A 24,361-nucleotide genomic window follows, 5' to 3' on the forward strand; every position below is an offset into this window, starting at 1 on the left:
CCTGATTTTCCTCGCGTTTCGAGCATTATTCGATCAAATGACCTGAATTTCAGCTCTTTTTCGCTCATCTACTCCGGTCGCACTGGATACCGATGACCCTTTTGGTCGATCAGAATCAGCCGCTCGCCACTGCGCACATAGAGATCACAGCGGCTGAACCCGTTGCGATAGGCGATGCAGACGCTGCCATCCTCGGCAATGGAATAGGTGCCAAAGGCGGATTCCCCGCTGGCGTAGGTATAGGAATAGGCCCCTCCGGCCGAGTATTTGGATTGTCCGTCATCGTAGAAGGTCAACGTGCGGCCAGCCAGCTCGGCCAGCTCTTCCGGGCTAAGCGGGACGTCGCCGGGTTTGGTGGGCCAGTCGGCAGCCCAGGCCGGACTGACGGACAACAGCGCAATGATCAGATACCGGGTCATGCTGCTACCTTAGCCCGACGGGTCGTCACAGTGTCATAACGTTGCAGTGAAGGGTCAGGCGACCATCTGCTCGGCCTTTTTCAAGTCGACCGAAACCAGTTGGCTGACGCCTTGTTCCTGCATGGTCACACCGAACAGCCGATCCATCCGCGCCATCGTTACCGCATGGTGGGTGATGATCAGGAACCGCGTGTCGGTCTGGCGGCACATCTCGTCCAGAAGGTCACAGAACCGGGTGACGTTGGCGTCGTCCAGCGGTGCATCGACCTCGTCCAGCACACAGATCGGCGCGGGATTGGCGAGGAAAACGCCAAAGATCAGCGCGGTTGCCGTCAGGGTCTGCTCACCGCCCGACAACAGGCTGAGGGTCGAGAGTTTCTTGCCCGGCGGTTGGCACATGATCTCGAGGCCAGCATCCAACGGATCGTCGCTTTCGACCATCACCAGATTGGCCTCACCGCCACCGAACAGGTGCTTGAACAGCATCGCGAAGTTCGAGTTCACCTGTTCGAACGCGGTCAGCAGACGCTCGCGCCCCTCTCGGTTGAGGCTCGCAATACCGCTGCGCAGCGCCTTGATCGCCTCTTCCAGGTCGCCCTTTTCACCGTTCAGCGTGTCGAATTCTTCCTGAACTTCCTTGCTGTCTTCCTCGGCCCGCAGGTTTACCGCACCCATCGCATCGCGCTGGCGCTTGTGGCGGTTCACTTCGGCCTCAAGCGCATCGGCAGCGGGCATCTGATCGGGGTTCGTGTCCAATTGGTTCAGCAGCTGGTTCGGGGTCAGTTGCTGATCCTCAGCGATACGCTCTGCCGCAGCGACAACGCTTTCCTTGGCCGCGTCACAGCGCGCCTCAGCCGCCGCGCGGCTTTCGCGCGCTTCCGAGGCCAGGCGTTCAGCCTCGCGCTCGGCCAGAACGACCTCACGCTGCTGGGTTTCGGCTTCGGCCAGCTTGTCGGCGGCTTCGGCGCGGCGGGCTTCGGCTGTTTCGATCAGTTCGTTCAGTTCCTCGCGGGCCTCGGCGATCTCGCCGGGGGCGGCCATTGCCTCGCCCAGCTCCTCTTCCGAGCTTTCCTTGCGCTCGGCGAGTTCTGCAATCCGCTTTTCCGCCGTTTCAAGACGGTGTTTCCAGCCGCTGAGGTCCTTCGTCACTTCCTGCGAGCGGCGGGTGCGCGCCTCGCCCTCACGGCGCAATTCATCATGGGTCGAACGGTGGGTCAGCATCGTGATCCGCGCCGCCTCGACCGTCTGTTTGATGTCTTCGACCTGCGCGCGTGCACTGTCTAGGTCGCCAAGTCCAGTCAACGCGCTTTCGGCCTCGCGCAATTGCGCACGAGCAGACATCGCGTCTTCCTTGTGGCGGTCGACGGCAAGAGACAGCGTCTCCAGCTTGCCTTCGGCCAAGTTGCGATCTGCCTCTGCCCGGCTGAGCATCCGCGCGGTTTCTGCCATCCGCTGATCAGCGGCGCGTCGGGCTTCACGTGCGCGGCGGTCGGCTTCGGTGACATCGGCCAATTGCTGCGACAGCGCCTCATGCGCGGCGCGCGCACCATCGGCCTGCGCCTCAATCCGGGTCAGTTCCTGCTTGAGCGCTTCCAGCTTGTTGAGCTGCTCCAGGCGCAGCGCTGCCGCACTTGGCGCATCTTCGGCCCAGGCCCGGAACCCGTCCCAGCGCCACAGGTCGCCTGATCGCGACACCAACCGCTGCCCGGGCTTCAAGGCAGCTTGCAACCGTGCGCCCTGATCCGCGTCGATCAACCCGATTTGCGCAATCCGACGGCTAAGGCGATCCGGTCCCGAGACATGCAGCGCCAACGGCTCGGCCCCGTCGGGCAGCGGCTGGTCGCTGTCGTAGCCTGCAACCTGTACCCATCCCGAAGGCCCGTCGCCCTCGACCAGCGGCGCGCGCAGATCGTCAGCAAGGGCCGCCCCCAGTGCCTTTTCATAGCCCGGGGCCACCCGCAGCAGATCCAGCACCTGGCCGCCTTCGGCGGTATCACGTTCAACCAGTTTGGCGAGTGCTGCGGTTTCGGCCCGGATGGCCCCCAGCTCACCTTCAGCCTCAGAGCGTTGTGCCCTTGCTTCGGCCTCGCGCGCCTGCGTTTCATTGCGCAGTTCGTCAGCGGCAGCCAGCGCTTCCTCGGCGGCCTCGGCGGCTTCGCGGGCTTCTTCCTCGCCCTCTTGCGCGGTCTCGAACGCCTCACTGGCGCGCGTCAGGGCCGACTTGGCTTCATCCACCGCAGCGCGCGCTTTTTCCTCTTCGTTTTCCGAGCGCGTCAGAGTCTTGCGACTGTCCTCGACCAGTCGCTGCGCCGATTGGTGGCGGGCGACAAGCCGCGCCATGTCCTCGGTTTCCTGCGACAGATGATCTTCGCGATCCTGCAAGACCGACGCGGCCTCGCGCGCGACCTCGGCGGCCTCGGTCAGTTTTTCGTCGTGACCCTCTGCAGCCTTGGCCAACTCACGGGCTTCCCATTCCAACCGCTCGATCATCTCGCCGGCATCGCGATTCAAACCGGATTCGCGTTCGATATCGTTGCCCAGCTGCTGAATGCGGTTGGTCAGTGTTTCGATCGTTTGCCGCGCGCGGGTTTCCTGATCGGAAAGCTGGTCGCGCTGCACCTGCTGACGTTGCAAAACGGCGGCGGCGATAGCCTCTTCCTCGCGCAGGGGCGGCAGGGTTTCTTCGATCTCGGCACGCTTTGCCGCGGCGGCGCGTGCGTCTGCCTCGGCGCGCGCGGCTTCGGCCAACCGCTCGCGCAATTTATCTTCGGCCTGTTGGCGGGCCATGTCGGCCTCTTTCCAACGACGATACAGCAGCATCCCTTCGGCCTGCCGCAGTTGCTCGCCAATCTCGCGATAGCGGGCGGCCTGACGGGCCTGGCGGGCCAGTTGCGCCAATTGACCGCCCAACTGCTCCAGCACGTCATCAACACGGGTCAGGTTGGACTCGGTGCCTTTCAGCTTCAACTCGGCCTCATGCCGCCGCTGATAGAGACCCGAGATACCGGCCGCCTCTTCCAGAATCCGGCGACGGGCGCGGGGTTTGGCATTGATCAGCTCGGCGATACGGTTCTGCCCCACCAGAGCAGGCGAATGCGCCCCGGTCGAGGCATCCGCGAACAGCATCTGAACATCGCGGGCGCGGACGTCCTTGCCGTTGGTCTTGTAGGCACTGCCCACGTCGCGCGTAATGCGGCGGACGATCTCAAGCTGGTCGCTGTCGTTGAAGCCCGAAGGTGCCAATCGTTCCGAGTTATCCATGGTCAGGACCACTTCGGCAAAGTTGCGCGCGGGCCGGGTGGCGGCACCCGCAAAGATCACATCCTCCATCGCGCCGCCGCGCATGGATTTGGGCCGATTTTCACCCATCACCCAACGCAACGCTTCCAGCAGGTTGGACTTGCCGCACCCATTCGGCCCCACCACACCGGTCAACCCGTCCGCGATGATCAGATCGGTCGGGTCAACAAAGCTTTTGAAGCCGGTCAGTTTGAGTTTGCTAAAGCGCAATGGCGGCGGGTCCCGTGATTCCTATACCCTCAAGTCTGCGCAACCGAGGGGCGGGGTGTCAACGTGATTGCGCAGGATATGGGAGATCGCGCCGAGTTATCCACAATATCTTGCAAAAACCCGCCACTCAATACGGTGAACATTCAAACACCGCGTAGTCGGATCCGCCGTAGTTTATGCATTCGTAATTCGGACGAGAGATAACGGCCAGCAACAGACGCTCTCCCATCTCCTGATCGCAGCCTAATACCCCAACGGTCACCGCTGCATCGCCCAAAACATCTATGATGGGGCAGCCCGAAACCTGCGCCATTGCCAGGGCCGCGCGGTCACGGATCGGCCCCAGACGCGGGGCGTATTGTGTGTTGATCCGCACAGCCTCGGCCAAATCCCCGCGCACGCGAACGTCGAATACGCTGCCGTTGACCGCCACCCGCGTCGCGGGCAGGCCCTGAAAATGGGGCGTTCCCGCCGAACAGGCGGCGAGCAACAGAAGGCAAGCCAAGCGTATCATGCCGCAGCTTTGCCGCAGAATGGTTAACATAACCTTTCGGCTGTCAGGCGCGCAGTACTGCACCCAGTCGGCGGACGCCTTCCTCAATGGTTTCTTCATCCGAGTTGGAGAAGCTGAGCCGGATGGTGTTTGCCCCGGTATCGTCAGGGAAAAAGGCCTGCCCGGGCACAAAGGCCAGCTTGACCGTCTCAAGCGCACGCGCCAGCAGATCGGCCCCGTTGGTGCCTTTAGGCAAGGTGACCCAGACGAACATGCCACCTTCGGGCTTGGTCCAATGAACACCTTTGGGCATATGCCGATCCAGTGCCGCAAGCATCGCGTCGCGTCGGGCACCATAAGCAGCACGCAACCTTGGAATATGCGTTTCGAAACAGGTTTGCGCCACCTGATGCACTGCCATTTGGTTGATCGTCGCCGAATGCAGATCCGCCGCCTGCTTGACCAGCACCAGTTGCGAGATCACAGGTTTACGCGCAACGACCCAACCGACCCTCAGACCGGGTGAAAGTGTCTTTGAGAAACTGCCGCAATAGATCGTCCGGCAACCTTCAATGGACCCCTTGCGGGCCTGCTCCAGCGCAAGGATTGGCGGGATCGGCTCTCCATCATAGCGCAGGGCTTGATAGGCGCCATCTTCGATCACGGCGCAGTCCAGATCTTCGGCAAGATCGAGCAGAGCCTCCCTGCCCCGCCGATCCACGGTCTCGCCTGTTGGGTTGGCGAAATCGGCGGAGAGATAGGCGAATTTGATCGGACTGCCTGCGGCGGCGGCCCGGTACTCCGCAGCTCCGCGGTTGCCGTTGACGCTCAGCTGATCAAATCGCGGCTCATAGGCGTCAAACGCATTGAGCGCGCCCAGATAGGTGGGCCAACCGACCAGAGCCGTATCGCCTGGGGACAGAAACAGTTTGCCCAGATAGTCCAGCGCCTGCTGCGAGCCGGACGTGATCAGGATGTTGTCGATGTCGCACTCGACCCCAATGCTGTGCATATGGTCGACCAGCCACGCGCGCAAAGGCTCAAAGCCTTCGCTGGTGGAATATTGCAGCGCTTGCGACTTCTGTTCCGAGCCGAGCGCATTCTGAAACGCCTCGGCAAATGCCTGTGCGGGAAACAGCGCCGGATCGGGAATGCCGCCCGCAAAGGAAATGATCCCGGGCTTGCCCAACAGCTTCAGCAACTCACGAATTTCCGAGGCTTTCATCCGCGATGCCCGCGTGGCGTATAGCTGATCCATTGGCTGCTCCTCTACTTGCCCGGATTTGCAGGCAGGCTAAGGGCGCGCGAATTAAAGTCAACAATGCTGACCTAATGTTTCAGCGAATGTGATTGCGGTTTCTTGAATGGGGGATGGATACGTGGTCATATTAACTGACCAATTTCATGACGAGCTGCGATGCCTTTCCACAAAGTCCAGACCCAGAAACTGTCCAGCGCTGTGGTCAGCCAGATCGAACTGCTGATCTTGCGGGGCATCCTGCGCCCTGGCGAACGTCTGCCCCCCGAGCGGGAACTGGCCGAGCGGCTGGGCGTGTCCCGCCCATCCCTGCGCGAGGCAATCTCGGACCTTCAGGATCAAGGGTTGCTGACCGCCAAGGCCGGATCGGGCATCTATGTGGCCGAGGTATTGGGTTCGGCCTTTTCACCTGCGCTGATCCGGCTGTTCGGCAGGCATGACGAGGCGGTGTCCGACTATCTTTCCTTTCGGCGCGACCTGGAAGGGTTGGCCGCAGAACGCGCCGCGCGACTTGGATCGGACAGTGATCTGAAGGTAGTGCAGGCCATCTTCGACAAGATGGAGGCCGCACACAAACGCAACGCCACCGAGGACGAGGCCCATCTGGACGCGCAGTTTCACATGGCGATCATCGAGGCCAGCCATAACGTCGTCATGCTGCACATGATGCGATCCATGTTTGATCTGCTCAGACAGGGCGTCTTCTACAACCGGCAGATCATGTTCCAGCAGCGCACCACGCGCGACGCCATTCTCGATCAGCACCGAGCCATCAATTCCGCCCTACAGGCGCGCGACCGCAAAGCGGCCCGGCAAGCGATCGATAAGCACCTCAGCTTTGTCGAGCGCTGCATGGCCGATCATCAGAAGGCCCGGCGCAACGAAGAGATCGCGCAGCAGCGGTTAAAGCATGAAACGGGGCAACTCTGAATGTTCATCGGCCATCTACCCGGCGCTTACCTGATCTTTCGCGCGGCAACCCCCAGCCTCGGCAAACTCGCCCTCACGGCAGCATTGATCGGTTCCGTGGCACCGGATGTTGATATTTTGTGGTTCTATCTGATCGACAATCGGGGACACCACCATCATTCCTACCTGACACATCGTCCGATCATCTGGGCGGGCTTCCTGGTGGTCGGATTGTTACTCCGGCATTGGGCTCCCAAATGGGGAACCGCGATACAGTTCTTCGGGATCGGCGGACTGGTTCATCTGGTTCTGGATTCGATCACCGGGCAAGTCGCCTGGCTATGGCCGATCTCGGATACCACCTATCCATTGGTCACGGTGCAACCCACGCATTCACACTGGATATTGTCTTTCCTCAATCACTGGACCTTCAAGGTCGAGATCGCGATTGCGGTGGTCGCCTTGATTGTTTTGTTCATTGGATGGCGCCGATCTAGCAAAAGGTACCTGAGCCTGCGAAACAAAAAACCCGAGGGCCTACGACCCCCGGGTTCTTAGATCATATGATCCGGCAATCAGTGCAGCTTTTCGCCCACATCGGAAATTGCCGCGTCAATCAGCTTGTTGGCGTGGGCCGCCGTCATCTGTTTGGCCAGCACAGCGTTTGCTGCTGAAACCGCAACGGTCACAGCCTGATCGCGCACTTCTTTCACCGCCGAAGCTTCAGCCGACGCGATCTGATCCTGTGCAGCCGCCAGACGGCGTGCGATGGACTTTTCCAGATCAACTTTGGCCTGCTCAGCCGCAAGCGCGGCATCGTCTTTGGCTGCAGCGACGATGGCATCAGCCTGTGTCTGCACTTCGCGCTGCTTGCGCTCGTACGATGCCAGCAGGCTGCGCGCTTCTTCGTGCAACGCGCGGGCTTCGTCGAGTTCCGACTTGATGCCTTCGGCGCGGTTGTCCAAAGCGCCACCGATCATGCCGGGGACCTTGAAGTAGAATAGGACCGCGATGAATACGATGAAGCCTAGCGTGACAACAAAGTCGGTATTTCCAAGCGAGAAGAACGGCCCGCTTGCGGCCAGCGCGGGGCTGGCTGCGCCGACGGTCAGGATAAGAGCAAGAGTGTTCCGCATGTCACTTATCCTTTCATCTGCGCGTCGACGGCACTGTCGATGGCTTTGGCATCCGCCTCGCCGCCGAGTGCGGTGACCAGTTCAGCCGCCGTATCCTTGGCAACCACTTGAATGCTTTCCAGCGCACCGGCACGAATTTCGGCAATTGCCTTTTCCGATTCAGCCGCTTTTGCAGCGATTTCCGCGTCCGCCTTGGCAATTGCGTCATCCAGACCGGACTGGATTTCCGCGCGGGCTTCCGCTGCGATACGCTGTGCCTCAGACCGGGCATCGGCCAGCGCCTTGTTATAGGCCTCTTCGGCCTCGACCGCCTTGGCCTTCAGATCTTCGGCCGCAGCCAGGTCATTTGTAATGGTCCCTTGACGTTCAGCCAGGATTGCCGCGATGCGCGGCAAGGCCACGCGGGACAGGACCAGAAAGATGACGACCAGCGTGATGACCAGCCAGAAAATCTGGTTGGGGAACCAATCGAAGCAGAGCTGCGGCATCCCGATCGCCGACCCATAAGAGTCAACGCAGGTGCCAGCTACCTCTTCTGTAAGGGGTTCAGTCGCCATGATATCCTCCGTCGGAAACTTGTCTTTACAACAGGTGGGCCACTATGGCTTGGACCCACCTGCGCGTAAGGATCAGGTTCCGCAGATTATACGGCGAACATCAGCAGCAGCGAGACCAGGAATGCAAAGATGCCCAGCGCTTCTGCGAATGCGATACCGATGAAGAGGGTTGCGGTCTGCGAAGCAGCCGCCGAAGGGTTGCGCAGGGCGCCGGCCAGGAAGTTGCCTGCAACGTTGCCCACCCCGATTGCGGCTGCGCCGGAACCGATTGCTGCCAGGCCTGCGCCGATGTGTGCGAGATCGCCTTCCATGATGTTTCTCCTTACGAATTGGAAGTTTCGATGTTGGGTGTTCGGACCTTAGTGCGACGGATGCAGCGCATCTTTCAGATAAACACAGGTCAGAATGGTGAATACGTAGGCCTGGATAAAAGACACGAGGACCTCAAGGCCATACATTGCGGTAATCGCCAGAACGGACACGGGCGAGATCGCGGCAATCGCGGCAAAGCCCGCGAACACCTTGATCACGGCGTGGCCAGCCATGACGTTACCGGCAAGACGAATGGAGTGGCTGACGGGGCGCACAAAGTACGAGATCAGCTCGATAATCGCCAGAACCGGGCGCAGCGCCATCGGTGCGCTGGAGACCCAGAACAGGCCCAGGAAGCCAGCGCCGTTCTTGACGAAACCCAGAACGGTCACGGTCAGGAACACGGCCAATGCCAGCGGGATGGTCACGGCGAAATGCGATGTGGTGGTAAAGGACATGGGCAGCATGCCCAGGAAGTTCGCACAGACGATGAACATGAACAGGGTCATGACATAGGGGAAGTATTTGACGCCTTCCTTGCCGCAGATGTCTTCCAACATCTTGTAGATGAAGCCATAGGCCAGCTCGGCCACCGACTGCATCCGGGTCGGAACAATCGCGCGCTTTGAGGTGCTGAGAACCAGCAGAGCAAAGATCGCCGCAATCGCCAGAAACAGCCACAGGGTCACGTTGGTGGGCGTGTACCATGCAATCGCACCGTCGCCGAACAACGGCTTGACGATGAACTGGTCCATCGGGTGGAATACCAGGCTGCTGCCTTCTGCTGCGGTGGTCTCGGTCGCCACGTTCAGTCCCTCTCGTCCTTCTCGGCCGCGCTTGCAGCCGCTTGTTTCTCTTGAACCTCTTTCGCGCTGCGGAGCATAACCTTCACGCCCGCGACAAGGCCCAGCAATGTGAACAGCACCAGAAAGATCGGGATCGTCCCGAGCAGGCTGTCCAGCCCGTATCCGATGCCAAATCCGATCCCCAGACCGGATACCATTTCGATGACCATCCTCCAGGCAAGCTCGCCCCCGGACACGTCAGCATCTGCGCGGGGCTTGGGCGCTTTGGCCTTTTTCGCCGCTTCGATCTTGGCCTCAAGCTGCGCCATACGCTGCTTTTGGTCGTCATCGGTCACGGGCGCTTCCCTCGCACAGTCTTGGGTAGGGTGCTAAGGGGCAAGGGGCGCAGAGTCAACGGGGTTGAGGTCGCACTTATGGTGCGGTTAGGACTATGATTTTTATGATAAAAATTTCAGACGGTCGGAGTTGCGGCGATGTGCGGGGATGGCAGATCAAGCGAATTGGGTTGAATCCGTATATTCAACCTTTTGGTTGATCTTTGTTCCCCCTGTCCTCTTGCCAGCGTCTGACGATGCGCCCATCGATCAACAGCAGGCCCACGAAAATAGCCGCCATGCCCAGCAGATGCTCGGGCAGCAGAACCTCGTCCAGAACCCAAGCACCCAGTACCAACGCCGACACCGGGGCGATCAGGGTCGGGGTCGACATATTGGTCGGCCCTGCCTTGGGCAGCAGCCAGTAAAAGACGATGAACGCCGCCGAAGTCAGGACAAATCCAATCATAAGAAGTGAGGCCCAGGTCTCGGCCCGGGTGATATGCGGCAGCCCGTCCTGCCACAACGCCAGCGGCGCAATCGCCAGCGTTGCGCCTGTCATGGCCAGCGCCACCAGAACCACCGGCTGCATATCCCGGAATGCACGGGCGAAGTTGAGAGAGAAGGCATAGCAGACCGGTGCGAGCAGGATGAGCAGAACAGCCCAGAACTCGGACGTCGCCCCCGATTGCAAAAGCGGCAAGGATAACACGACGATACCCGCAAATCCGCAGATCACGCCGAGTGATTTGAGCAGCGTGGCCCGCTCGCCCCCGGGCCAGAAATGCGCGACGATGACGGCAAAGGCCGGTGTTGTGGCGTTCACGATCCCGGCGACACCCGCTCCGATATGCTGCTGGCCCAGCGCGTAAAACGCAAATGGCCCCGCGTAGCTGAGCGCGCCAAAGCCCAACAGCCCCGCGGCCCGGCCCAGGGTCAGATGGACAGGCAGACGTCGACCCAGCACGTAGATCCAGCACCCGAGCGCCCCGAAGCCAACGCGGCCCATCGAAACAGACAGCGGCCCAAGCTCCCGCAGCAAAATTGCGTTGAACATGAAAGACATGCCCCAACCGATGCCGAGGATGCAGATCACCATCCAGTATTTCAGCGGCATCGTCACGCCCCTTGCCAGTTTCGGCGCAGCATGGCGTGGGTACGGAAATTGTCAAACCGGTTCCTGCGTATTAGGAAAGAGCCATGTCCAACGACCTCGACACCGTGTTCGCGGCCCTCGCCGACCCCACCCGCCGCGCCATCCTTGCGATGCTGCTTGAGGATGACATGGCCGTCACAGATGTGGCCGAACCGTTCGAGATGTCTCTGGCAGCGATCTCGAAACATCTGGTTATACTGACAAGGGCCGGGCTGATCTCTCAGGAAAAGCGTGGGCGGGTAAAGTGGTGCAAGCTGGAACCCGACGCCCTGCGGGCGGCATCGGTGTGGATGCAGGGGTTTGGACAGTTCGAGCCGGTCAATCTGGACGCGTTCGAGCGGTTCCTGGAAACCGAGTTGCCATCCCCGGACGAAGCCTGAGCCTATCTGACAACAAAGACCGAGACTTTGGCGTGTTTGGCCAGATAGCCCGCATGGCTCGAGAAAATGTGGTCCGTTATGCGCGGCGCATGTGTTCCGACCACGATCAGATCCGCACCGATCTCCTCGGCGGCGCGTGTCAGATCGCCATCCACCTCTGCGGCTACATCGACCGAATGGATGTTTCGGACGGCAACCTCTGCGCCGCTGCTTGCAGCAATTTCATCGCCAACCTCGTGCAATTTCGCCGCGACGGCAGAATCTGAATATGTGATGTCACCGCCTTGCGTTCCGGTGACGCTGACAATTGTGATTTTCGCCTTTTGCCACGCGGCCATCTTTGCCGCGACATCCATCGCTTTCCGAATTTCTGGCGGCAGATGGATATCGACCGGGATCATTATGTGATTGAACATGGCTCTCTCCTCCTGACTGCAAGGCTAATACATTCAGGAATTGGAAACTTTGATCTGCCTCATGATCCAGGCACCCACCAAGAGGGTGTCGACAGCGATTCTGCTCCGCCGAATTCGAAAGTCATTCGGTCAGTGAAGCGGGCTCGGTCGGCACTGGCTCTTCAGATTTCAACAGCAGTATCAACGCAACCGCCGTCAAAACGACGCCGACTAGCACCATCGCAGGCGGGGCCGGACGCCCCAGCGCTATTTCCCACAGGATAACCCAGCTGGGGATCAGGTAGGTATACGCCATCACCTTTGCCGAGGGCAGACGCAAGGCCGCGAACTGCACCAGCACAAAGCTGGCTGCCGTGGCGAAAACCGCCAGATACAGCAGACTGATCCAGACGATTGGGGCCAGGTTTGCCCAATCGGTATTGCGAATGTCGGACCAGCCAACGATCGTGACGATCACGCACCCGGCCACAAGCGTTCCAAACGCAAACACGACAGCCGACTCACCACGATTCAGCTTGCGGACCATTGGCGTATAAATCGCATGCATAAGGCAGCCCCAGAAGTATACGATCTCGCCCTGTCCGACCTCAAAGGCACGAAAGGCAAGCCAATCCGCGCGAAAGATCACCCACAAAGCTCCGGCAGCGCCGACTGTCAGCGCCAAAGCCATGCGCGGCGTCGTGACCTGGCGCAGCAACAGCCAGCCGGCAATCGCAGACATGACCGGGGTCAACGTGAACACGGCAGACGTGCTGACCGGGTCGGCAGTCTTCAGACCATAAAACATCAGCACGAAATACGCCGAGAACAGCGCGCCCAGCACCAAATAACGCCAGGGGGCCTGCGCCGCGCTGCGCGGCAAGCCGGTGGTGACCACCGCCGCAACACCGATGATTACAGCGGCGATAAAGAACCGCCCTGCGGTGATGGCCATAGGCGCGATCTGATTGGCCACGATGGACCCCAACGAGAAACTGCCGGCCACCAACACCGAAAAAATTATCATGGCCAGATGGCCACGGGCGTGCGGCGTCACGGGTTCCAGCCTTTGGATTGTTCCTTGAGAAATGACAGGAAAGCCTGAACCTTGGTCGTGCGATGCAGGTCCACATGCGTCACAAGCCAAAGCTTGCCGAACCACTCGGGCAAGGGATCGATGATCTCGACCAGATCAGGATCGCGTGTGGCCTCCTGCCGCGTCAGAAAGCCGATCCCGGCCCCGGCCAGAACTGCCTCGCGCATGCAGAAGTTGTTGGTGCAGCGGAATGCGATGGCCGTGTCAGGCACATTCGCTCGCAACCAGCGGGAAAACGGGGCCCGGCTGTTTTCGTCATCGGTGCCGACGAACAGATGATCGGCAAACTCGTCGATGCTTTTGGGCTTGCCGCGCCGCTTGATGTACGAGGTGCTGGCATAGAGCCCGATCTCTTGCTGTATGAAGGGCTGAACAACATTGTCAGGTTGATCCGGTGCTGCACCTGCCCGAAGGGCCACATGCGCCTCACCATATTCGAGCCTGAAAAGACGATCCCCGGTCAGGTATCGCACGATCAAACCGGGATGCATGCTTTGGAATTCCGACAAGACGGGCACAACCAACGGCGCCAGAGAAGCCAGTGATGTCACGACCAACTCGCCCGCGACATCGTCGCCGCGCCCTTTCATGCGGCCCACGAGCTGATTGAACTGATCCTCGGTCGCCTGCGCCACCCGCAAAAGATCCTCACCCGCATCGGTAGCGGTATAGCCACGGGCGTGGCGTTGAAACAGCTTCACGCCCAACCTTGCCTCGATCGCGTCGATGTGGCGAATAACCGTTGCGTGGTGCACGCCCAGAACCTCTGCCGCGCCACTGACAGTTCCCATTCGGGCCACCTGATAGGCGGTGCGCACTTCATCCCAATTGTCCATTGCATCTCTTTCACTGTGCAAATTCTAACAATGCCTGTTGGTATATCCGAGTTTTGTTCACATTCGCAATATTCATATTGGAAGCAGGAACAGACTCACACGGAACAAAGGAAACCTTCTCATGACCAAAACCATCCTGCATATCGACGCCTCGGCCCGTCGAGCCGGCTCTGCCACACGCGAGTTGTCGGATCGTATCGTCAAACACCTTGGCGCATCACGCATCATCCGTCGCGATCTGGCATCGCCCCTGCCGCTGCTGACCGAAGACTGGATCAACGCCAATTTCACCCCTGCAGACCAGCGGGACGAAGTTCAACGCGATCGGCTGTCCTTGTCGGACGAGCTGGTTCAGGAACTGCAGCATGCCGATACGATTGTCATTGGCCTACCAATCTACAACTTCTCGGTCCCTGCCGCGTTCAAGGCATGGATCGACCTTGTCGCCCGTGTCGGAATGACATTTGCTTACTCAGAAGCTGGCCCCAAAGGCTTGCTGGAGGGCAAACGCGCCGTTCTTGCCATCGCCTCGGGCGGTACCGCCGTTGGATCGGAAATCGACTTTGCAACCAACTACGCCAAACATGTTCTGGGATTCATCGGCATTACCGATGTTGATGTTGTCGCCGCCGACCAGATGGCTCTGGACGCCGAAGGCGCGCTGAGCAAAGCACAAAAAGCGGTGTCCCAGCTGGCCGCCTGATTGACCTGCACCCGCTGAAACGTTCAGTCTGTACTGAAACTGGTTTGGACAGGCTGGACGTTTTCGATGAAGAAAATTGGAATTCTGGGCGGTGTGGGTTGGGCCTCGACCGTCGACTATTATCGGGCAATCGCCGAAAGTGCGGGGCACTATTTCGCCGAACGCGGTCACGGCTCGCCGCTGCCCATTCCCCCGATGACAATCGAATCCGTCACCCAGGCCAGAACCCGCGCCCTGCGCGGCGTGGCTGGTGACGAGGCCAGCTGGGCCGATTTCGACGCTGTGTTCCGCGACGCGCTATTAAACTTAGAAAACGCAGGATGCGATTTCGGTATCATCGCGTCCAATACGCCACACGCGCGCCTACATGCGATCCGCCAGGGCGTTTCCTTGCCGATCCTCAGCATCTTTGACGCAACCGCAGAGGCAACGGCCAGCACCCATGCCTCAACGGCTCTGGTCCTTGGCACAAGCGTAACGATGCAAGCCACCAATTATGCCGACCGGCTTGCGGACGAGGGTATCCGCGCAAATGAACGCCTTCCCGAAAGCGAGATCGCCGAGATGCAGGCGATGATCGACAGCGATTTCTATGGCGGCGCGTCCGAGAAAGCGCGCGACCGGCTTTTGTCTTTCTGCAACAAACACGCCGCGCCCGGCACCGCGATCCTCTTGGCGTGTACCGAACTTCCGCTGGCTTTCCCTGACCATCTGGACGACCCGGTGTTCGAGTCCCAAGGTCATCTGTTCATCAACCCTTCCGCCGCTCATGTGGCTGCCGCGCTGAAACAGGCACTCGCAGAGCCATAAAGCGCCCGCCCCTTCTTCTGTTCAAAAATACCTCCGTCGGAGACACGCGCCGCAAGGCGCGTTCATTTATGCCAACCAGCTGACCTCGCACCCGATCCGGTCTAAAAACGCGATCAAATCAGAACGCGCCAAGGCCACGGTCCGATCATTGACCAGCGGGTGCATGTAGATCACATCCGCCTGCTGGGCCGCAGTGTCCATGAAGAACCGCACATCGTTCTGCACCCCGTTGATCATTGCCAACGGGCTGACCGCGCCTGGGCGAATGCCGAGGTTCTGCATCAGCCGGTCTGCCGAGCCGAAGGAAAGGTTCCCGATCCCCAGCTCTGTGCCCAGCGCCTTGAGGTCGATCTCGCGGCTTTGTTCCAGCGTCACCAGATAATTCCGCTTTTTCTTGTCCCGCAGATACAGGTTCTTGAGCCGCAGCGCGTTTTCGCCTGGGACCATGAACTGATCCTCCACCGCCTTGGACTCCTCGACGGTGCGCAATGGCACATGGGTGTGCAGGCGATAAGCCAACCCCCATTCGTCCAGTTGCGCCAACAGCGCATCCGAGCTGAGCGGTAACGTATCCTGAAAGGCGGATGATGCGTCCATGAGAACCTCCTGTGTGTCGCGCTCATCGCGCAACGGGCGCGCAAATTCAAGCCACGACAGGCGCGGTATTCGGTGCTAGCGTGCCGTCATGAAAGTCACGCGCAATACCCCGAACCAACTGATCCTGTCCGACACGCCGTGGTTCATCGGCATCATGCTGGTTTTCTTCATTCTGGCCTTCGTCGGAGCGGGGCTGTTTCTGGCCAGCGAGGGTGGCGAGGGTATTTGGTTTGGTATCTTCTTCGCTCTCTTTGGTGGCGGGATCGGGGTCGGAGCGTTCTGCGCATTTGTCCGGCGCGTACAGGTCATACTGGACCGCAGCAAAGGCAGCATCGTAATCCGCAGGCAATCGGTCTTTGGCTATGACGTGGTCGAACATGATCTGTCGAATCTGTCCCATGCCGAGATCGAAAGCACAGTATCGCGCAGCGACAAAGGCTCATCGACCCTCTATCGCCCTGTCCTGATACTGGATGAAGGTATGAGCGCCGGGCGGCATCCGATCGTCGAGGCATTTTCGAACGGACGCGGGGCACATGAATTGGTCGATGCGGTCAATGGCTGGCTTCCTGCCCGACAGGACAAAGCCCAGATACAAGCCTGACGATCACAATATCCGACCATGTTCCAGCCAGCCCCTTTCGGTCGGTGTCACCATCGCCGAAAAGCAAGCGTCATATCGAGCCATGTCTTCGGTGGTCAGCTTGCCCTCCCACTTGTTGCTGGTACCCGACGCGAAGAAATTCGCATAATCCTGAAACGCACTTTTGAACCCGGGGGCCCGTGACGCGCGCCGCGCGTTTTCCTTCATCGAGCTAAAGCTTCCGGCCTCTGCGATATCTTCAATCAATGCTGGCTCGATCTCGGTCTCCATAATCCCGGCGAGCCGCGCCACCTGCCCCGGCAGATCGCGGCTAAGTTCGGCGTAATGCAGGAAATGGATATTAGGAAGGTGCCGATACTCCCAGAACGATCGGTAGTGATGGACAAATGAGGCCAGCGTCAGATCGTCGGTGCCTTTGGATGATGATGGTCGGTCAAGGAACATCGCGAAGGCTTCTGACATGTCCTCGGGGAACAGGTAATCCAGCCAGTCATCCTTCATGTTCGCTACGTGGCTGCGCATCGAGAAATGCACGTCAATCGGATGCCTATGGACCACAAGATAGGTTGCGTCTGGCGAATACGTGATCCCGTCGAGAGGTGTGTGGGTTTTGATGCACCGCCTGTGCGTCTGTGCGACCAGCAACTTGTACTGCTTTTCCCGGTCTCGGAATCCACAATCCAACCAGGGCGAGACCTGATTGTCGTACACCCCAGGATCGGCAGTTTTGGTGATCAACATACGCACCAGGGTCTGCGTCCATGTGGTTCCGCATTTGGGCGGCGTACAGACAAAGATGTCTTCCGGGCGAACATCAAAACAGGACCAGATGTCGGTGTTCGTGACTTCACCAACATAGTCGTCGTTGCGCTGCGGCAATGGCTGACTCATGACCAATCTCCAAACCTGACCCCGATCTCAGGACGCTACACCACCCGGCCTTTTGCTCAAAGCGCCTGCCTTGACTCATGGGACCCGTCAGCGTAGATGACGCCCAAACATCCGGAAGAGACCATCCTTCCGGTCCCTTGAGTCATTCAGGGATCGCCCCCCACCAGCGAGTTTCGCCCGTGGGGGCAATGCCATTTGGCATTACCCCCACGTCTAATTCAGTGGGAGGGGGCAATTGTGAATTTAACCGGTGTTTCTTATCTGAGAAGTGCCACCAGATAACCGGCTAAGGAGGCCGAAGGCATGTTTGAAAATCTATCCGAACGCCTCTCTGGCGTCTTTGACCGGCTGACCAAACAAGGCGCGCTGTCCGAAGAGGACGTCAAGACCGCCCTGCGCGAAGTCCGGGTTGCTCTGCTTGAGGCCGACGTCTCGCTGCCGGTTGCCCGCGAGTTCGTCAAGAAGGTGCAGGAACAGGCGACCGGCCAAGCTGTCACCAAATCGATCACCCCCGGTCAGCAGGTTGTCAAAATCGTGCATGACGCGCTGGTTGATACCCTGCGTGGCGAGGATGACCCCGGCGCGCTGAAGATCGACAACCCGCCTGCCCCGATCCTGATGGTCGGTTTGCAGGGCTCGGGGAAGACGACCACCACCGGTAAACTGGCCAAGCGCTTGAAAGAGAAAGAGGGCAAGAAGGTCCTGATGGCCTCGCTGGACGTCTATCGCCCGGCGGCGATGGACCAGCTGGCGGTTCTGGGCACGCAGGTCGGCGTCGATACGCTGCCGATCGTTCCCGGCCAGAAACCTGTCGATATCGCCAAGCGTGCCAAGCAGCAGGCAACGCTGGGCGGCTATGACGTCTATATGCTCGACACCGCGGGCCGTCTGCACATTGACGAAGTCCTGATGGACGAGGTCGAGCAGGTCCGCAATGTCGTTGACCCGCGCGAAACCCTGCTGGTCGTCGACGGCCTGACCGGTCAGGTCGCCGTTGAAGTGGCCGAGGAGTTCGACGCCAAGGTCGGCATTTCCGGCGTGGTCCTGACCCGGATGGACGGTGACGGGCGCGGCGGTGCGGCGCTATCGATGCGTGCCGTCACTGGCAAGCCCATCCGCTTTGTCGGTCTGGGCGAGAAGATGGACGCGCTTGAGACCTTCGAGCCGGACCGGATCGCCGGTCGTATTCTGGGCATGGGCGACATCGTTGCTCTGGTCGAAAAGGCCCAGGAAACGATGGAGATGGAACAGACCGAGCGCATGATGAAGCGCATGGTCAAAGGTCAGTTCAATATGAACGACCTGAAAATGCAGCTGGAGCAGATGATCCAGATGGGTGGCATGCAGGGCATGATGGGCATGATGCCGGGCATGGGCAAGATGGCCAAGCAGATGGATCAGGCCGGGCTGGACGACAAGATCCTGCGTCAGCAGATCGCCATGATTCAGTCGATGACCAAACGCGAACGCGCCAACCCGCAGTTGCTGCAGGCCAGCCGCAAGAAACGCATCGCGGCAGGTTCGGGCATGGAAGTCAGCGACCTCAACAAGCTGCTCAAGATGCACCGGCAGATGTCGGACATGATGAAAAAGATGGGCAAGATGGGCAAAGGCAAGATGCTGAAACAGGCGATGAAGGGCATGTTCGGCAAAGGCGGCCCCTCGCCCGAGGAAATGGCCGCAGGCATGGACCCCAAGGCGCTGGAACAAGCCGCAAAGGCGATGGGCGGCAAGATGCCCGGCATGCCCGGAATGGGCGGCGGCATGGCGCTGCCTCCGGGTCTGAGCGGATTCGGGAAGAAAAAGTGACGCCAGCACGCTGCACCCAGCCCCCGTCCGGAAAGGCGGCGATGGCAGCAGCGCAGTATCGCGCGGCCCTGCCGGTCATTGAGACCCGGCGGCTGGTCTTGCGTGCGCCCACTCTGGACGACCTGCCGGTATGGACGTCGATCTGCAAGGACAGCTTTGGCGATACCGAACAGGACGCCTGGACCGAGTTTTCCTATTATACATCCGGCTGGCTTTTGCACGGTCACGGTCTGTTTGCGGTCACTCTGGCTGAGGGTGGCGAAACCGTTGGGTTCGTCATTCTGGGGCTGGAATGGGACGATCACGAGCCCGAGCTGGGATATTTGTTCAGCGCCCAGCATCGCTTGAAGGGTTACGCCACCGAAGCCTGCGCCGCCGTGCGTGACTTTGGCTTCGAATTGCTTGGGTCTGGCCAGTTCGTAAGCTATGTGTCGAAATCCAACACGCGCTCAAACGCTCTGGCTCAACGCCTGGGTGCGTCGCGCGATACTGTCGCCGAATCCGCGTTTGGTCCGGACCAGCATGTCTGGCGCTACAACGAGGCGCCGTCATGAATCTCGCGATGTCCATCCCAACCCTTGAGACCGAACGCCTGATCATGCGCGCACCGTCCGAGGCTGATTTCGACGCAGAAGCCGAGTTCTTCGCCAGCGACGCCTCGCATTTCGTAGGCGGGCCAAAGCGCCCGGACGAGACCTGGCGCGCGATTGCAATGCTGCTGGGGCATTGGGCGATGCGTGGTTATGGGTTCTGGGGGGTCGAGGAGAAAGATACCGGAACGTATGTCGGGCGTGTAGGTCTCTGGTTCCCGCACAGCTGGCCCGAGCCGGAAATCGGCTGGACCCTTATGAACCACGCAACCGGCAAAGGCTATGCGACCGAGGCTGCACTGGCAGCGCGTGCCCACGCTTATGACGTGCTAGGCTGGGAAACCGCAATATCGCTAATTGATCCGGAAAATCTGGGCAGCAAAGCCGTTGCTGAACGGTTGGGTGCCCGGTTCGATTACACCTACGAACACCCCGCATTCGGAACGATGCACGTCTGGCGGCACCCGGCGCCAAGCGATTTGGTGAATGGCGGGATGGAGGCCTATGCATGACCTCGTTCACGATCCCCACTGTCGAAACCGACCGCCTGATCCTGCGCGCGCCGCATCTGGACGATCTGCCCGCGATGACCGCGTTCTTCGCGACCAAGCGCAGCCATATGGTGGGTGGACCTAAAGACGCCCTTGAAAGCTGGAACTCATTGTCAAACCGGTTGGGTCATTGGGCGCTGCGCGGCTATGGCCTGTGGCACTTGACCGAGAAATCCAGCGGCGCGTTTGTCGGTTGGGCCGGCATGATCTACGTTCCCGGCTGGGCTGAACCCGAACTCGGCTGGACGCTGATGGAAGAAGCCGAAGGCAGGGGTCTGGGGTCCGAGGCCGCCGCCGCCGCACGTGACTATGCAGCCCGGCATCAGGGTTTGAATGGGGTGATTTCGTACATCGCCCATGCAAACGATCGCTCGCGCGCGTTAGCAAAGCGCATTGGCGCAACGCTCGAACTTGAGAATGCCGAGCTGTTGGGAAAACACGCCCAGATCTGGCGCCACCCGCAGATCGACTTGACCACCGAAAGGACCGGCCAATGACCAACCCCGTGACCCAGGCCGCCGCGCTGTTGAAAGACCACCGCGAAAGCATCGACCGGCTGGACGCGATCCTTGTCTACACGCTGGGCGAGCGGTTCAAGCACACGCAGGCTGTGGGCAAACTCAAGGCCGCACACGACCTTCCCCCGTCCGATCCCTCGCGCGAGGCCGCGCAGATCGCACGGTTAGAAGACCTGGCGAAAGAGGCCGATCTGGACCCCGATTTCGCCAAGGCTTTCCTGAACTTCATCATTCAGGAAGTCATCCGACACCATAAGAAACACCAGAACTAAACCGGCACCACGCCGGATACGCCATTCAAAGGAGATACCACCATGGCAATGAAAATTCGTCTCGCCCGCGGCGGCTCGAAAAAACGCCCCTTCTATCGCATTGTTGCGGCTGACAGCCGTATGCCCCGCGATGGCCGTTTCATCGAGAAACTGGGCACCTACAACCCGCTGCTGCCGAAAGACAGCGAAGAGCGCGTGAAAATGAACATGGAGCGCATCCAGTACTGGCTGGATCAGGGCGCTCAGCCGACCGACCGTATCGCGCGCATGCTGGAAGCTGCTGGCGCACGCGACAAGGCCGAGCGTAACAACCCCAACAAGGGTACCCCGGGCAAGAAAGCTCAGGAACGCGCGGAAGAGAAAGCGGCCAAGGCTGCTGAAGCTACTGAGGCGGCGGCTGCACCGGCTGAAGAAGCTGCGGCAGAAGAATAAGCAGGCGGGCGCGTGCGGGATCAGACTTTTTCCGACGATTTTCGCACGCAGTTCGATCTGTTGATGCGGCTCCGGCGCGATGTGCGCCGGTTTCGCACCGACCCTGTGGACGAGGCAGTGCTGACGCGCTGCCTCGACGCGTTTCGACTGGCCCCATCGGTAGGGCTGAGCGAACCCTGGCGCGTGATCCGCGTCGAAAGTGAGGCCGCGCGCGACGCGGCACTGAAAAATTTCCAAACCGCAAACGAGCAGGCGCTGGCCGGATATTCCGGCAACAGGGCGCAGCTGTACAGCCAGTTGAAATTGTCGGGCATGCAAGAGGCCCCGGTTCAGCTCGCCGTGTTCTGCGATGATGCCACCGATAAGGGACAGGGTCTGGGTGCGGGCACCATGCCCGAGATGCGGCGCTATTCGGTCGTCTCGGCCATCACCCTATTCTGGCTGGCGCTCCGGGCCGAAGGGTTGGGGCTGGGCTGGGTGTCCATTCTGGACCCCGCTCAATTGGTGCGGGATCTGAGCGCACCGGACGACTGGCACCTGATCGGCTATTTCTGTGTTGGTTGGCCCGAAGACCTGTCAGACACGCCAGAACTGGAACAGGCAGGTTGGGAAAACCGCAACGACACTCTGACAATCGAGGTGCGATAGGCGGATGTTCGGGCTAATTCGACTTCCCATCCTGTTGCTGATCGCCTTTATTGTCGGCGTGTTCTTTGAACGTTCAAATCAACGCGAAGCGTGCGAGGCACGCGGGCAATGGCAAGATGGGCTATGTGTGACGGATGAGCCAAATGAGTGATCTGATCTGCGTCGGCAGCATTGCAGGCTCTTACGGCGTGCGTGGCGAAGTTCGTCTGAAAAGCTTTTGCGCCGTGCCCGAAGATATCGAATCCTACTCGCCCCTGACTGACGAGAAGGGCAGCGAACGCTACCCTGTGGTCCTGACCCGCCCGATCAAGAACGGCTTCGCGGCGCGGCTGGGGGGTATTGAGACCAAAGAAGAGGCTGACGCCATCAATGGCCTGCGCCTCTATGCGCGGCGCGATCAACTGCCGTCTTTGCCCGATGACGAGTTTTATCACACCGACCTGATCGGGCTTGAGGTTTACGACACTGGCGGCACGCTGTTGGGCCGGGTGAAAGCGGTACAAAATCATGGCGCGGCGGATTTGCTGGAACTCCATGGGCCCGGGCTGAAATCAACCGTTCTGCTGCCCTTCACGCTTGAAGTTGTGCCAACGGTCGATCTGGAACAGCGTCGCATCGTCGCCGACCCGCCTGAGGGCCTGATGTAATGCGAAAGGTGTTGCTGCATCTGGGTCTTCACAAGACCGGCACGACGGCAGCGCAGTCCTTTCTGTACGAAAACCGCCAGCTCATCTGGCGGCATCATGCGCTTGTCCTGCCCTTTCGGACCCGAAAACTGGGCCTGTCGGATGCGGCAACCCGGTACTCGGTCTATGGCACGCACAGTACGCTGACCGAATTTGCCAACCGTACACGCAACCTGCTGGCAGATCTCGATTTCGGTGAAAAGCGTGGACTGATCCTGAGCGAAGAGAACTTCTCGGGCCTTCGACCCAGCCGCAATGTGGCCGTAGGCTACGAGGCTGCGCCCGAGTTGGCGGCCTGTCTGGTCAGCCTGATCCGCAACCGGTTTGTGGACGAAGAGCTCGACATCACGCTGTATTATTCTCTGCGGCGGCGGACCGAGTGGTTGCGCAGCCTTTGGGCTCATGACCTGCAACGCAGCCGGCTGTTGCAGGATTTCGACGCGTTTCAGACCCGGATGCGCTCCGTCCCATCGCCCGAAGACGCCGTCGAGGCGATCCGCGATCGCCTGCCAAACGTGCAGGTCCGGTCTGAATGGCTGCACGACCTGCAACAACATCCGCTTGGACCGGGCGCGCCCTTTGCCGCGTTTCTGGACCAGCCGGACCCTGAAGCGCAGGAATTGGTCAGGCCCATACGCAGGAATTCGGCCCTGCCCGTTGAGGCGTTGGCCGAGATATTGGCGTTGAACCGATCCAATCTGGACGAACCCGAATTGATCCGGCAAAAGCGTGCCCTTGTTCAATCTGCCCGGAAAGACCCGATCGGCATCACATGACAGACCAACCCGGAAAATCACACGGCCGCAAGGCGATCCGCCCGACGCTGAAACCGCGCGAGTTGATGACCCCGACACCCGATCTGCATGGTGTCTGGAAGGCCAAGGTCATCACGCTGTTTCCTTCGGCCTTTCCCGGCGTCTTGGGCGAGAGCCTGACCGGTAAGGCGCTTCAGGACGGGTTGTGGCAGTTGGAAACCGTCGACCTGCGGCCGTTCGGTATCGGCAAGCACCGCAATGTTGATGACACGCCCGCAGGTGGCGGCGCAGGAATGGTTTTGCGCGCGGATGTTCTGGGCGAGGCCATCGAACACACGATGGCAGGTGTTCGCGGCAATTGGCCCTTGATCTATCTCAGCCCGCGCGGGCGGCCCATGAACCAGCAGATGATGCAAAACCTGGCGCGTTGCGATGGTATGACCCTGCTGTGCGGTCGGTTCGAAGGTGTTGATGAGCGCGTGCTGGACCATTACGGCGTTCAGGAAGTCTCGCTGGGCGATTTCGTCATGACTGGCGGCGAGATTGCAGCGCAGGCGCTAATCGACGCCACGGTGCGACTGATCCCCGGTGTCTTGGGCAATCAGGCATCAGCGGAAGACGAGAGCTTTTCTTCCGGACTTTTGGAGCATCCGCAATATACGCGGCCCGCTGACTGGAAAGGGCGCGCGATACCAGAAGTCCTGATGTCGGGCCATCATGGGCGCATCGCGGAATGGCGACACGAAATGTCCGAACAGATCACCCGTGAACGGCGGCCGGATCTGTGGGAATCCTACGTGAACGCACGCGACAAAGCAGCGGACTGACCCAGTTTCGTGTGGCCGACAAGTCGCATGTTGAGGCTTTCTGATCGCACCGCTTGAAGCTGATCGTTTCCGAAAATACTCGTCTATTAGA

Annotated in this window: 31 protein-coding genes; 16 read left to right on the forward strand and 15 right to left on the reverse strand. The window is 60.0% G+C overall.

Features of this window, described 5'->3' with window-relative positions:
• Window positions 1-68 precede the first annotated feature (68 nt).
• The 4 genes from ACR0JA_RS13415 to ACR0JA_RS13430 form a co-directional block, all read right to left on the reverse strand.
• Window positions 69-419 (reverse strand): hypothetical protein, encoded by a 351-nt coding sequence (locus ACR0JA_RS13415; RefSeq protein ID WP_480575471.1) that lies wholly within the window; start codon window positions 417-419, stop codon window positions 69-71.
• Between the two features lie 54 nt (window positions 420-473).
• A complete protein-coding gene (locus tag ACR0JA_RS13420; RefSeq protein ID WP_480575474.1) occupies window positions 474-3,929 on the reverse strand; it encodes a chromosome segregation SMC family protein in 3,456 nt (1,151 codons plus the stop codon).
• Between the two features lie 127 nt (window positions 3,930-4,056).
• Window positions 4,057-4,443: a hypothetical protein gene (locus tag ACR0JA_RS13425; RefSeq protein ID WP_480575476.1), complete on the reverse strand. Its 387-nt coding sequence runs from the start codon at window positions 4,441-4,443 to the stop codon at window positions 4,057-4,059.
• 43 nt (window positions 4,444-4,486) lie between these two features.
• A complete protein-coding gene (locus ACR0JA_RS13430; protein WP_480575479.1) occupies window positions 4,487-5,680 on the reverse strand; it encodes an aminotransferase-like domain-containing protein in 1,194 nt (397 codons plus the stop codon).
• Between the two features lie 159 nt (window positions 5,681-5,839).
• On the opposite strand from ACR0JA_RS13430, the gene ACR0JA_RS13435 reads away from it, so the two are divergent.
• Both ACR0JA_RS13435 and ACR0JA_RS13440 read left to right on the forward strand, forming a co-directional pair.
• Window positions 5,840-6,610: a FadR/GntR family transcriptional regulator gene (locus tag ACR0JA_RS13435; protein ID WP_480575482.1), complete on the forward strand. Its 771-nt coding sequence runs from the start codon at window positions 5,840-5,842 to the stop codon at window positions 6,608-6,610.
• A complete protein-coding gene (locus tag ACR0JA_RS13440; protein WP_480575485.1) occupies window positions 6,611-7,147 on the forward strand; it encodes a metal-dependent hydrolase in 537 nt (178 codons plus the stop codon).
• A gap of 17 nt (window positions 7,148-7,164) precedes the next feature.
• Here ACR0JA_RS13440 and ACR0JA_RS13445 read toward each other — a convergent pair whose 3' ends face one another.
• The 6 genes from ACR0JA_RS13445 to ACR0JA_RS13470 all read right to left on the reverse strand — a co-directional run bounded on the left by ACR0JA_RS13445 (window position 7,165) and on the right by ACR0JA_RS13470 (window position 10,831).
• Window positions 7,165-7,725, reverse strand: coding sequence for a F0F1 ATP synthase subunit B (locus tag ACR0JA_RS13445; RefSeq protein WP_480575488.1), 561 nt, complete (start codon window positions 7,723-7,725; stop codon window positions 7,165-7,167).
• A gap of 5 nt (window positions 7,726-7,730) precedes the next feature.
• Window positions 7,731-8,282, reverse strand: coding sequence for a F0F1 ATP synthase subunit B' (locus tag ACR0JA_RS13450; RefSeq protein WP_480575491.1), 552 nt, complete (start codon window positions 8,280-8,282; stop codon window positions 7,731-7,733).
• Window positions 8,283-8,368: 86 nt separating this feature from the next.
• The gene (locus ACR0JA_RS13455) at window positions 8,369-8,593 is read right to left on the reverse strand and encodes a F0F1 ATP synthase subunit C (protein WP_005981269.1); all 225 of its coding nucleotides are present in this window, start codon (window positions 8,591-8,593) and stop codon (window positions 8,369-8,371) included.
• A gap of 48 nt (window positions 8,594-8,641) precedes the next feature.
• Window positions 8,642-9,400 carry a F0F1 ATP synthase subunit A gene (locus ACR0JA_RS13460; protein WP_170673622.1) on the reverse strand — a complete coding sequence of 253 codons (759 nt, stop codon included), beginning with the start codon at window positions 9,398-9,400 and terminating at the stop codon, window positions 8,642-8,644.
• A gap of 2 nt (window positions 9,401-9,402) precedes the next feature.
• Window positions 9,403-9,735, reverse strand: a complete 333-nt coding sequence (locus ACR0JA_RS13465) for an AtpZ/AtpI family protein (RefSeq protein ID WP_170673619.1) — start codon at window positions 9,733-9,735, stop codon at window positions 9,403-9,405.
• Window positions 9,736-9,919: 184 nt separating this feature from the next.
• Complete coding sequence (locus ACR0JA_RS13470) at window positions 9,920-10,831, reverse strand: DMT family transporter (RefSeq protein ID WP_480575495.1); 912 nt, start codon at window positions 10,829-10,831, stop codon at window positions 9,920-9,922.
• 83 nt (window positions 10,832-10,914) lie between these two features.
• Between ACR0JA_RS13470 and ACR0JA_RS13475 the strand changes: the two genes are divergently transcribed.
• Window positions 10,915-11,250 (forward strand): ArsR/SmtB family transcription factor, encoded by a 336-nt coding sequence (locus ACR0JA_RS13475; RefSeq protein WP_480575498.1) that lies wholly within the window; start codon window positions 10,915-10,917, stop codon window positions 11,248-11,250.
• A gap of 2 nt (window positions 11,251-11,252) precedes the next feature.
• Here the strand turns inward: ACR0JA_RS13475 and ACR0JA_RS13480 are convergent, their stop codons facing one another.
• The 3 genes from ACR0JA_RS13480 to ACR0JA_RS13490 all read right to left on the reverse strand — a co-directional run bounded on the left by ACR0JA_RS13480 (window position 11,253) and on the right by ACR0JA_RS13490 (window position 13,577).
• On the reverse strand, window positions 11,253-11,666 hold the full coding sequence (locus ACR0JA_RS13480; RefSeq protein WP_480575501.1) for a universal stress protein: 414 nt from the start codon (window positions 11,664-11,666) through the stop codon (window positions 11,253-11,255).
• Window positions 11,667-11,787: 121 nt separating this feature from the next.
• Window positions 11,788-12,702, reverse strand: coding sequence for a DMT family transporter (locus ACR0JA_RS13485; protein WP_480575504.1), 915 nt, complete (start codon window positions 12,700-12,702; stop codon window positions 11,788-11,790).
• Window positions 12,699-13,577 (reverse strand): LysR family transcriptional regulator, encoded by an 879-nt coding sequence (locus ACR0JA_RS13490; RefSeq protein WP_480575507.1) that lies wholly within the window; start codon window positions 13,575-13,577, stop codon window positions 12,699-12,701. The genes ACR0JA_RS13485 and ACR0JA_RS13490 overlap by 4 nt, the downstream gene beginning before the upstream one ends.
• Window positions 13,578-13,698: 121 nt before the next feature.
• Between ACR0JA_RS13490 and ACR0JA_RS13495 the strand changes: the two genes are divergently transcribed.
• Both ACR0JA_RS13495 and ACR0JA_RS13500 read left to right on the forward strand, forming a co-directional pair.
• Window positions 13,699-14,280, forward strand: a complete 582-nt coding sequence (locus ACR0JA_RS13495) for an FMN-dependent NADH-azoreductase (RefSeq protein ID WP_480575510.1) — start codon at window positions 13,699-13,701, stop codon at window positions 14,278-14,280.
• Between the two features lie 66 nt (window positions 14,281-14,346).
• Window positions 14,347-15,090, forward strand: coding sequence for an aspartate/glutamate racemase family protein (locus ACR0JA_RS13500; protein ID WP_480575513.1), 744 nt, complete (start codon window positions 14,347-14,349; stop codon window positions 15,088-15,090).
• A gap of 66 nt (window positions 15,091-15,156) precedes the next feature.
• On the opposite strand, the gene ACR0JA_RS13505 is transcribed toward ACR0JA_RS13500, so the two are convergent.
• Window positions 15,157-15,687, reverse strand: coding sequence for a prolyl-tRNA synthetase associated domain-containing protein (locus tag ACR0JA_RS13505; RefSeq protein WP_480575516.1), 531 nt, complete (start codon window positions 15,685-15,687; stop codon window positions 15,157-15,159).
• Window positions 15,688-15,775: 88 nt separating this feature from the next.
• Between ACR0JA_RS13505 and ACR0JA_RS13510 the strand changes: the two genes are divergently transcribed.
• Window positions 15,776-16,291 (forward strand): hypothetical protein, encoded by a 516-nt coding sequence (locus tag ACR0JA_RS13510; RefSeq protein ID WP_480575519.1) that lies wholly within the window; start codon window positions 15,776-15,778, stop codon window positions 16,289-16,291.
• A gap of 3 nt (window positions 16,292-16,294) precedes the next feature.
• On the opposite strand, the gene ACR0JA_RS13515 is transcribed toward ACR0JA_RS13510, so the two are convergent.
• Window positions 16,295-17,182 (reverse strand): sulfotransferase domain-containing protein, encoded by an 888-nt coding sequence (locus ACR0JA_RS13515; RefSeq protein WP_480575521.1) that lies wholly within the window; start codon window positions 17,180-17,182, stop codon window positions 16,295-16,297.
• Between the two features lie 303 nt (window positions 17,183-17,485).
• Between ACR0JA_RS13515 and ffh the strand changes: the two genes are divergently transcribed.
• From ffh to trmD, 10 genes are all read left to right on the forward strand, one after another.
• Complete coding sequence (gene ffh, locus ACR0JA_RS13520) at window positions 17,486-18,991, forward strand: signal recognition particle protein (RefSeq protein ID WP_480575524.1); 1,506 nt, start codon at window positions 17,486-17,488, stop codon at window positions 18,989-18,991.
• 41 nt (window positions 18,992-19,032) lie between these two features.
• Window positions 19,033-19,545 (forward strand): GNAT family N-acetyltransferase, encoded by a 513-nt coding sequence (locus ACR0JA_RS13525; RefSeq protein WP_480575527.1) that lies wholly within the window; start codon window positions 19,033-19,035, stop codon window positions 19,543-19,545.
• A gap of 8 nt (window positions 19,546-19,553) precedes the next feature.
• Entirely contained in the window at window positions 19,554-20,093 is a 540-nt protein-coding gene (locus tag ACR0JA_RS13530) for a GNAT family N-acetyltransferase (RefSeq protein ID WP_480575530.1), read from the forward strand.
• Complete coding sequence (locus tag ACR0JA_RS13535; RefSeq protein WP_480575533.1) at window positions 20,090-20,629, forward strand: GNAT family N-acetyltransferase; 540 nt, start codon at window positions 20,090-20,092, stop codon at window positions 20,627-20,629. The genes ACR0JA_RS13530 and ACR0JA_RS13535 overlap by 4 nt, the downstream gene beginning before the upstream one ends.
• Window positions 20,626-20,922 carry a chorismate mutase gene (locus tag ACR0JA_RS13540; RefSeq protein WP_039541590.1) on the forward strand — a complete coding sequence of 99 codons (297 nt, stop codon included), beginning with the start codon at window positions 20,626-20,628 and terminating at the stop codon, window positions 20,920-20,922. Before ACR0JA_RS13535 ends, ACR0JA_RS13540 begins: the two co-directional genes overlap by 4 nt.
• Before the next feature lie 42 nt (window positions 20,923-20,964).
• Entirely contained in the window at window positions 20,965-21,354 is a 390-nt protein-coding gene (gene rpsP, locus ACR0JA_RS13545) for a 30S ribosomal protein S16 (RefSeq protein ID WP_170694628.1), read from the forward strand.
• Between the two features lie 12 nt (window positions 21,355-21,366).
• Window positions 21,367-22,002 carry a 5,6-dimethylbenzimidazole synthase gene (bluB, locus tag ACR0JA_RS13550; RefSeq protein ID WP_480575537.1) on the forward strand — a complete coding sequence of 212 codons (636 nt, stop codon included), beginning with the start codon at window positions 21,367-21,369 and terminating at the stop codon, window positions 22,000-22,002.
• A 143-nt stretch (window positions 22,003-22,145) separates the two neighbouring features.
• A complete protein-coding gene (rimM, locus tag ACR0JA_RS13555; RefSeq protein WP_480575540.1) occupies window positions 22,146-22,649 on the forward strand; it encodes a ribosome maturation factor RimM in 504 nt (167 codons plus the stop codon).
• The gene (locus ACR0JA_RS13560; RefSeq protein WP_480575543.1) at window positions 22,649-23,464 is read left to right on the forward strand and encodes a hypothetical protein; all 816 of its coding nucleotides are present in this window, start codon (window positions 22,649-22,651) and stop codon (window positions 23,462-23,464) included. The genes rimM and ACR0JA_RS13560 overlap by 1 nt, the downstream gene beginning before the upstream one ends.
• Window positions 23,461-24,270: a tRNA (guanosine(37)-N1)-methyltransferase TrmD gene (gene trmD / locus ACR0JA_RS13565; protein WP_480575546.1), complete on the forward strand. Its 810-nt coding sequence runs from the start codon at window positions 23,461-23,463 to the stop codon at window positions 24,268-24,270. Before ACR0JA_RS13560 ends, trmD begins: the two co-directional genes overlap by 4 nt.
• Window positions 24,271-24,361: the final 91 nt, after the last annotated feature.

It is taken from the genome of Ruegeria sp. AM4, assembly GCF_056540665.1.

Excerpts from the sequence above, each read along its gene's own strand:
- ACR0JA_RS13415 (WP_480575471.1), bottom strand. The coding sequence starts at position 419 with ATGACCCGGTATCTGATCATTGCGCTGTTGTCCGTCAGTCCGGCCTGG.
- ACR0JA_RS13425 (WP_480575476.1), bottom strand. The coding sequence starts at position 4,443 with ATGATACGCTTGGCTTGCCTTCTGTTGCTCGCCGCCTGTTCGGCGGGA.
- ACR0JA_RS13430 (WP_480575479.1), bottom strand. The coding sequence starts at position 5,680 with ATGGATCAGCTATACGCCACGCGGGCATCGCGGATGAAAGCCTCGGAA.
- ACR0JA_RS13435 (WP_480575482.1), top strand. The coding sequence starts at position 5,840 with ATGCCTTTCCACAAAGTCCAGACCCAGAAACTGTCCAGCGCTGTGGTC.
- ACR0JA_RS13440 (WP_480575485.1), top strand. The coding sequence starts at position 6,611 with ATGTTCATCGGCCATCTACCCGGCGCTTACCTGATCTTTCGCGCGGCA.
- ACR0JA_RS13445 (WP_480575488.1), bottom strand. The coding sequence starts at position 7,725 with ATGCGGAACACTCTTGCTCTTATCCTGACCGTCGGCGCAGCCAGCCCC.
- ACR0JA_RS13450 (WP_480575491.1), bottom strand. The coding sequence starts at position 8,282 with ATGGCGACTGAACCCCTTACAGAAGAGGTAGCTGGCACCTGCGTTGAC.
- ACR0JA_RS13455 (WP_005981269.1), bottom strand. The coding sequence starts at position 8,593 with ATGGAAGGCGATCTCGCACACATCGGCGCAGGCCTGGCAGCAATCGGT.
- ACR0JA_RS13470 (WP_480575495.1), bottom strand. The coding sequence starts at position 10,831 with ATGCCGCTGAAATACTGGATGGTGATCTGCATCCTCGGCATCGGTTGG.
- ACR0JA_RS13475 (WP_480575498.1), top strand. The coding sequence starts at position 10,915 with ATGTCCAACGACCTCGACACCGTGTTCGCGGCCCTCGCCGACCCCACC.
- ACR0JA_RS13480 (WP_480575501.1), bottom strand. The coding sequence starts at position 11,666 with ATGTTCAATCACATAATGATCCCGGTCGATATCCATCTGCCGCCAGAA.
- ACR0JA_RS13490 (WP_480575507.1), bottom strand. The coding sequence starts at position 13,577 with ATGGACAATTGGGATGAAGTGCGCACCGCCTATCAGGTGGCCCGAATG.
- ACR0JA_RS13495 (WP_480575510.1), top strand. The coding sequence starts at position 13,699 with ATGACCAAAACCATCCTGCATATCGACGCCTCGGCCCGTCGAGCCGGC.
- ACR0JA_RS13500 (WP_480575513.1), top strand. The coding sequence starts at position 14,347 with ATGAAGAAAATTGGAATTCTGGGCGGTGTGGGTTGGGCCTCGACCGTC.
- ACR0JA_RS13505 (WP_480575516.1), bottom strand. The coding sequence starts at position 15,687 with ATGGACGCATCATCCGCCTTTCAGGATACGTTACCGCTCAGCTCGGAT.
- ACR0JA_RS13510 (WP_480575519.1), top strand. The coding sequence starts at position 15,776 with ATGAAAGTCACGCGCAATACCCCGAACCAACTGATCCTGTCCGACACG.
- ACR0JA_RS13515 (WP_480575521.1), bottom strand. The coding sequence starts at position 17,182 with ATGAGTCAGCCATTGCCGCAGCGCAACGACGACTATGTTGGTGAAGTC.
- ffh (WP_480575524.1), top strand. The coding sequence starts at position 17,486 with ATGTTTGAAAATCTATCCGAACGCCTCTCTGGCGTCTTTGACCGGCTG.
- ACR0JA_RS13525 (WP_480575527.1), top strand. The coding sequence starts at position 19,033 with ATGGCAGCAGCGCAGTATCGCGCGGCCCTGCCGGTCATTGAGACCCGG.
- ACR0JA_RS13530 (WP_480575530.1), top strand. The coding sequence starts at position 19,554 with ATGTCCATCCCAACCCTTGAGACCGAACGCCTGATCATGCGCGCACCG.
- ACR0JA_RS13535 (WP_480575533.1), top strand. The coding sequence starts at position 20,090 with ATGACCTCGTTCACGATCCCCACTGTCGAAACCGACCGCCTGATCCTG.
- ACR0JA_RS13540 (WP_039541590.1), top strand. The coding sequence starts at position 20,626 with ATGACCAACCCCGTGACCCAGGCCGCCGCGCTGTTGAAAGACCACCGC.
- rpsP (WP_170694628.1), top strand. The coding sequence starts at position 20,965 with ATGGCAATGAAAATTCGTCTCGCCCGCGGCGGCTCGAAAAAACGCCCC.
- rimM (WP_480575540.1), top strand. The coding sequence starts at position 22,146 with ATGAGTGATCTGATCTGCGTCGGCAGCATTGCAGGCTCTTACGGCGTG.
- ACR0JA_RS13560 (WP_480575543.1), top strand. The coding sequence starts at position 22,649 with ATGCGAAAGGTGTTGCTGCATCTGGGTCTTCACAAGACCGGCACGACG.
- trmD (WP_480575546.1), top strand. The coding sequence starts at position 23,461 with ATGACAGACCAACCCGGAAAATCACACGGCCGCAAGGCGATCCGCCCG.